The following is a 6,285-nucleotide window of genomic DNA, read 5'->3' as shown; positions in this document are numbered from 1 at the left end:
CGATCCAGCGCCACATCAGGGTGTCGTCCACCTTCATGGTCTTGGTGACGATGTCGATGGCCGGCTCGCTGATACCAATGTAGTTGCCCAGCGACTTGGACATCTTGTTGACGCCGTCCAGGCCCTCCAGCAGCGGCATGGTCAGCACCACCTGCGGCTTCTGGCCGTGGTGTTCCTGCAGGCCGCGGCCCATCAGCAGGTTGAACTTCTGGTCGGTGCCACCCAGCTCGACGTCGGCCTCCAGGGCCACCGAGTCGTAGCCCTGCACCAGCGGGTACAGGAACTCATGGATGGCGATGGACTGTTGGGCGGCGTAGCGCTTGGCGAAGTCGTCGCGCTCCAGCATGCGTGCCACGGTGTGCTGGCCGGCCAGGCGGATCATGTCCGCCGCGCCCATCTTGCCGAACCATTCCGAGTTGAAGCGGACTTCGGTACGGCTGCGGTCCAGCACCTTGAACACCTGTTCCTCATAGGTGCGCGCGTTGGCCAGCACGTCCTCGCGGCTGAGCGGCTTGCGGGTAAGGCTCTTGCCGGACGGGTCGCCGATCATGCCGGTGAAGTCGCCGATCAGGAAAATGACCTGGTGGCCGAGGTCCTGGAACTGGCGCATCTTGTTCAGCAGCACCGTATGGCCCAGGTGCAGGTCGGGCGCGGTGGGGTCGAAGCCGGCCTTGATCCGCAGCGGGCGGCCTTCCTGCAGGCGCGCACGCAGATCCTCGAGCTTGAGGATCTCGTCGGCACCGCGGCCGATCAGGGCAAGGGCTTCTTCAATCGAGGACACGTGACTACTCCCGGCAACGCCGATTCTTGTGTGGGGTGTTAAAGCAAAGTTAACCCGATTGGCTTCACAAAAGCCAATGGGCACAAGGGTTTGACGCGGTTTTCTCAGGTGTCTATGGTAACCGGCGATCAGGCCCGCGCTCCCGGGCCGCCAGGAAAAAACCGCCGATGCACAATTCCGAACAAGGGCGCGCACGCAAGCAGCGCTTCCAGGAACGCCTCCACGTCCTGCACGACAACGCCCTGCATCGGAAGCTCAGGCAACATCTTCCCGCCGCCTTCAACGAGCGCTGGACCCGGCGCCATTGGATGCATGCCAGCCTGTTCGCGACCATCGGCGCCCTGGTGGCAACGATCGTCCCGGGCTTCTCGCACACCATCGACGCCCCCTTTGCCGACAGCCATACCAGCCTGGCGCTGCCGTTGCCGCCGCTGACCATGGCCCGCCAGCAGCAGGTACCCGGTGACAGCTGGCAGGTGCTGCGCGTGGAACGCGGCCAGACCCTGAGCGATCTGTTCGACAAGGCCGGCATCCCGGCCACCACCCTGCACCGGGTGCTGGACCATCCCGGCGCCCGCGAGGCGCTGACCAAGCTGCGCCCGGGTGCCGAGATCGCCTTCGACATGCCGCTGTCCGGTGACCTGCGCAGCATCCGCTTCGACCGCGATGCCGACAACCGGGTGGAGCTGAGCCTGGCCGGTGATGACATCAAGGAGAAGGTGACCAAGCGCGAGACCTCCACGCGCACGGTGGTCACCAGTGGCGAGATCACCAGTTCACTGTACGCTGCCGCGCGCCGCGCCGGGCTGTCGCCGTCGGCGATCGCGACGATGACCGACGACATCTTCAAGTACGACATCGACTTCTCCAAGGACCTGCAGCCGGGCGACCGCTTCAGCGTGGTGATGGACGAAACCTGGCGCGAAGGCGAGAAGGTGGACACCAGCAAGATCCTGGCGGCGACCTTCACCACCGGTGGCAAGACCTATTCCGGCTTCCGCTTCGACCGCAACGGCAAGTCCGAGTACTACGACATCAACGGCCGTTCGCTGAAGAAGAGCTTCATCCGCATGCCGATCCCGTTCGCGCGGCTGAGCTCGACCTTCGGTGCGCGCAAGCACCCGGTGCTGGGCAAGATGCGCATGCACAAGGGCGTGGACTACGCCGCGCGCACCGGCACCCCGATCATGGCCGCCGGCGACGCCCGCGTGCAGTTCGCCGGCGTGCAGCGTGGTTACGGCAACGTGGTGATCCTGGATCACGGCCGCGGCCACACCACCCTGTACGGGCACATGTCGCGCTTTGCGAACATCAAGACCGGCCAGCGCGTGGCCCAAGGCACGGTGATCGGCTATGTCGGCTCGACCGGCCTGGCGACCGGCCCGCACCTGCACTACGAATTCCGCGTCAACGGCGAGCACCGCAACCCGCTGACCGTGACCATGCCGCCGCCGGAGCCGTTGAAGGGCGCCGAGCTGGTCGCCTTCCGCGCGCAGACCGCGCCGGCGATGGCCCGCATCCAGGGCATGGAAAAGCTGATCTACGCCGATGCCAGCCCCGCGCCGACCAGCCGCGACGAGGCTGCCCCCGAGGTGGCCAGCGCCAAGGACAAGAGCAGCACCGGCCGCAAGCGCGGCTGAGCCCCTGCGTTGACGAAGAAGGACGCGGCAGCACAAGCTTGCCGCGTCCTTTTTTTATGCCTGCCATGAACACGACTGCCGACGCTGACGCCCCCCTGTACCTTGGCCTGATGTCGGGCACCAGCGCCGACGGCATCGATGCTGCGCTGGTGCAGTTCCCCGCCAGCGGAGGCTGCCGCTTCGTGCACGGCCTGACCGCCCGCTGGGAGCCAGTGCTGCGTGCGCGGCTGGTGGCGCTGGGCGAAGGTGGCCCGCTGGACTCGCTGGAGGAGCTGGGCGAGCTGGACGCCCGGATCGCGATCAACTTCGCCGGGGCCGCCAATCAGCTGCTGGCCGAGGCTGGCGTCGACCGCAGCCAGGTGCGCGCGATCGGCTCGCACGGGCAGACCGTGCGTCACCGCCCACTGGCCGACCCCGCCTTCACCGTGCAGCTGGGCGACGGCAACCGCATCGCCGAGTTGACCGGGATCACCACGGTGTCCGACTTCCGCCGCCGCGACGTGGCGGCCGGGGGCCATGGTGCGCCACTGATGCCGGCCTTCCACCTGGCCATGCTGGGCACGGCCGACGAAGACCGCGCGGTACTCAACCTGGGCGGCATCGCCAACCTGACCCTGATTCCGCGCGAAGGTGCGGTGCGTGGCTTCGATACCGGCCCGGCCAATGCGCTGATGGATGCCTGGTGCCAGCGCCACACCGGCCGAACCTTCGATGCCGACGGCGCATATGCCGCCAGTGGCGCGGTGGACGAGAGCCTGCTGGCCGGCTGGCGCTCGGAGCCGTGGTTCGACCTGCCGCCGCCGAAGAGCACCGGCCGTGAGCAGTTCCACCTGGCCTGGGCCGAGGCGCACATGGCTGAAGGCCAGTACGCTGCGGCCGACGTGCAGGCGACCCTGCTGGAGCTGACCGTGGCAACGGTGGCCGATGCGCTGCTGGCGCAGCAGCCGCAGACCCGCCGCCTGCTGGTCTGTGGCGGCGGTGTGCGCAACCGGCAGCTGATGAAGCGGCTGGCGGCGCGGCTGCCGGACGTGCAGGTGGAATCCAGCGCCGTGCACGGGCTGGACCCGGAGTACGTGGAGGCCATGGGCTTTGCATGGCTGGCGCAGCGGACGATGGACGGGCTGGCCGGCAACCTGCCGAGCGTGACCGGGGCCCAGGGGCCGCGGATCCTGGGTGCGATCCATCTGGCGTGAGGCAGTGCCATCCACGCATGGCGTGGATCTACCGAAGCGACGTTGTTGTGGCAGCGCCGGGCCATGCCCGGCGGAAGATGCGTCGATTGTTCCGGTAGCGCCGGGCCATGCCCGGCGAGTGGCGATCAGATCAATCGAAGCCTTGCCCCGCGGGCAAGGCCTGCAGGGCGGCGATGGCATCGGACAGGGCATCCACTTCCGGATCGCCGAAGCCGGAGCGGACTTCCAGCTCACTGCTGAACAGGCCCTGCTCCAGCAAGGCGGCGCAGGTCTGTTCATGGGTCCAGCCGCGGGCGACCGCGACGCGTTTGATACGTTCCAGCAGCAGCGGGTCCAGGCCCCGCAGCACAACGTCGGCCATGCTCACTTCCCCGTTCGCAAGGCACCGCCCCCTCGGCGCGTCGGGGGCGATGATCCCGCAGACCGGGCGGGCAGGCAATCAGGCGACCGGCGGTGGCCCGCGATCCGCGATGCGCGGCCACAGCCACGCCAGCAGCAGCAGGGTCGGCACCACGGTGATCGAGCTGAGGATGAAGAACGTGCTGTAGGACGTGGCTTCCACGATGTAGCCCGACACGCCACCAACGAACTTGCCCGGCAGGTTGGCCAGCGACACCAGCAGCGCGTACTGGGTAGCGGTGAAGTTGCGGTCGGTCAGCGAGGACATGAAGGCCACCAGCACGGTGCCGGCAAAGCCCTGGAACAGGTTGTCGGCGCTGAGCGCGGCATAGAACGCCCACAGCTTGCCCGGGTTGTGCGCCATCAGCAGGAAGGCCAGGTTGGACAACGCCACGCCCAATGCGGCCACCAGCAGCATGCGGCGGAAGCCGAACGCGGCCACCGCGATGCCGCCCAGGAACGCGCCGCCGATGCCCATCCACACGCCGAACAGCTTGGAGACGGTGGCGATGTCGGCCTTGTCGAACCCCGAATCGAGGTAGAACGGACCGGCCATCACACCGATCACCTGATCGGGGAACTTGAACAGGCCGACAAAGGCCAGCAGTACCAGGGCCAGCGCCACGCCGTTACGGCTGAAGAAGCTGGAGATGGGCTGGATGAAGGCTTCGGCGATATCGATACGGCGCTGCACGGCCGTGGCCGGGCGCTCCGGTTCGGCGCACACCAGGGTGGTGACGATCGGCAGCAGCATCAGCGCGGCCATCGCCAGGTAGGCAACGATCCAGCCTTCGAACTGGGCCAGGTACAGCGCGCCGGCGCCGGCCAGGATCAGGCCGATCCGATAGCCCAGCGTATAGGTCGCCGCCAGCGCGGCCTGTGCGGTCTGCGGGGCGATCTCGATGCGGTAGGCATCAACTGCCGAATCCTGCGTGGCACCGGCGAACGAGGCCACCAGCACCCATGCCACCAGCGGCCAGACGCCCTGTTCGGGCCGCACGAAGGCCAGCGCGACCAGCCCGACCAGCACCAGCGCCTGCGATACCAGCAGCCACGAACGACGGCGGCCGAGCCCACCCAGCAGCGGAAACGCATAGCGGTCCAGCAGCGGCGCCCACAGGAACTTCAGCAGGTAGAAGAAGCTGGCCAGGCTGATCAGGCCGATGCTGCCCAGGTCCAGGCCGACATCACGCAGGCGCGTGGACAGGGTCTGCGAGGCGATCAGCAGGAACGGCAGGCCGCTGCCGAAGCCAAGCATGGCCATGGTCAGCGCCGACGGCGTACCGAAGGCGCGCTTGATGCCTGCCCAGCCCTTGTAACTGACCGGCGTGGCCGCCTCGGTCACAGGTCGTAGTCCACGGTGAACGGAGCGTGGTCGGAGAAGCGCTCGTCGCGGTAGATCGAGCAGCTGCGCAGGCGGTCACGCAGGCCCGGGGTGATGAACTGGTAGTCGATGCGCCAACCGACGTTGTTGGCACGGGCGGCGCCGCGGTTGCTCCACCAGGTGTAGTCCTCGCCGGTGGGGTTGAGCAGGCGGTAGGCATCGGCCCAGCCGCGGCCGGCGGCGACATCGGTGGCCTGGCCGTGGTCGGCGCAGAGGGCGTTGAGCCAGTCGCGCTCTTCCGGCAGGCAGCCGGAATTCTTCTGGTTGGACTTCCAGTTCTTGATGTCCAGCGCCGAACGCACGATGTTCCAGTCGCCGCACAGCACGTAGTCGCGGCCGCTGCGCGCCCACTCTTCAAGGATCGGGCGCAACCATTCCATCACTTCGAACTTGAAGCCCTGGCGCAGGTCGCCCGAGCTGCCGGACGGGATGTAGAAGGAGACCACGCTGAGGTTGCCGTAGCGTGCCTCGATGTAGCGGCCTTCGTCGTCGAACGGGGCCCAGCCCAGCGAGGTGATGACCTGGTCCGGCTCGCGCTTGCTGTAGATCGCCACGCCGCTGTAGCCCTTCTTGGTGATGGCGTCGCGGTAGAAGCAGTGGTGGCCGTCCGGGCGGAACATCGGGTCGGTCAGCTGGTCTTCCTGGGCCTTGGTTTCCTGGATGCACAGGACGTCGGCATCCTGGGCACGGAACCAGTCGAGGAAGCCCTTGGTCGCGGCGGAACGGATGCCATTGGCGTTGAAACTGATGATGCGCATGCGGAAGACCTGCGGCGGGAAACCGGGCAAGCATACCGGTTGACCGCGGGGCTGCGCAGTCCGCCGGGTGGGCCCGCGAACGCCTTCACACGGGGCCGGACGAGCGCGAAACGCCCAGCTGGATTAGGAT

6 protein-coding genes (1 of these 6 running past the window's edge) are annotated in these 6,285 nt (G+C 67.6%); 2 read left to right on the top strand and 4 right to left on the bottom strand.

The annotated features are described in order from the left end of the window. Positions 1-781, bottom strand: the 5' portion of a protein-coding gene (gene tyrS / locus QP552_RS01585) for a tyrosine--tRNA ligase (protein WP_286074783.1). It extends 431 nt beyond the left edge of the window; only the first 781 of its 1,212 coding nucleotides appear in the window; its start codon is at positions 779-781; the stop codon falls past the left edge of the window. Between the two features lie 167 nt (positions 782-948). Between tyrS and QP552_RS01580 the strand changes: the two genes are divergently transcribed. Together QP552_RS01580 and QP552_RS01575 are read left to right on the top strand one after the other, a co-directional pair. Then, positions 949-2,421, top strand: coding sequence for a peptidoglycan DD-metalloendopeptidase family protein (locus QP552_RS01580; protein ID WP_049431060.1), 1,473 nt, complete (start codon positions 949-951; stop codon positions 2,419-2,421). Positions 2,422-2,486: 65 nt separating this feature from the next. Next, the gene (locus tag QP552_RS01575; protein WP_286074782.1) at positions 2,487-3,614 is read left to right on the top strand and encodes an anhydro-N-acetylmuramic acid kinase; all 1,128 of its coding nucleotides are present in this window, start codon (positions 2,487-2,489) and stop codon (positions 3,612-3,614) included. 130 nt (positions 3,615-3,744) lie between these two features. Here QP552_RS01575 and QP552_RS01570 read toward each other — a convergent pair whose 3' ends face one another. The 3 genes from QP552_RS01570 to QP552_RS01560 all read right to left on the bottom strand — a co-directional run bounded on the left by QP552_RS01570 (position 3,745) and on the right by QP552_RS01560 (position 6,155). Then, the gene (locus QP552_RS01570) at positions 3,745-3,975 is read right to left on the bottom strand and encodes a hypothetical protein (RefSeq protein ID WP_111203736.1); all 231 of its coding nucleotides are present in this window, start codon (positions 3,973-3,975) and stop codon (positions 3,745-3,747) included. 78 nt (positions 3,976-4,053) lie between these two features. Next, a complete protein-coding gene (locus QP552_RS01565; protein WP_286074781.1) occupies positions 4,054-5,358 on the bottom strand; it encodes an MFS transporter in 1,305 nt (434 codons plus the stop codon). Then, positions 5,355-6,155, bottom strand: a complete 801-nt coding sequence (locus tag QP552_RS01560; protein WP_005412008.1) for an exodeoxyribonuclease III — start codon at positions 6,153-6,155, stop codon at positions 5,355-5,357. Before QP552_RS01560 ends, QP552_RS01565 begins: the two co-directional genes overlap by 4 nt. Positions 6,156-6,285: the final 130 nt, after the last annotated feature.

Source organism: Stenotrophomonas sp. 59 (assembly GCF_030291095.1).
Lineage (GTDB): Bacteria > Pseudomonadota > Gammaproteobacteria > Xanthomonadales > Xanthomonadaceae > Stenotrophomonas > Stenotrophomonas maltophilia_Q.
This window is presented reverse-complemented; position numbering and strand designations above follow the sequence as displayed.

What these genes read in the sequence shown, in the direction of transcription:
- QP552_RS01575 (WP_286074782.1), top strand. Translation starts at nt 2,487, where the DNA reads ATGAACACGACTGCCGACGCTGACGCCCCCCTGTACCTTGGCCTGATG.
- QP552_RS01580 (WP_049431060.1), top strand. Translation starts at nt 949, where the DNA reads ATGCACAATTCCGAACAAGGGCGCGCACGCAAGCAGCGCTTCCAGGAA.
- QP552_RS01570 (WP_111203736.1), bottom strand. Translation starts at nt 3,975, where the DNA reads ATGGCCGACGTTGTGCTGCGGGGCCTGGACCCGCTGCTGCTGGAACGT.
- QP552_RS01560 (WP_005412008.1), bottom strand. Translation starts at nt 6,155, where the DNA reads ATGCGCATCATCAGTTTCAACGCCAATGGCATCCGTTCCGCCGCGACC.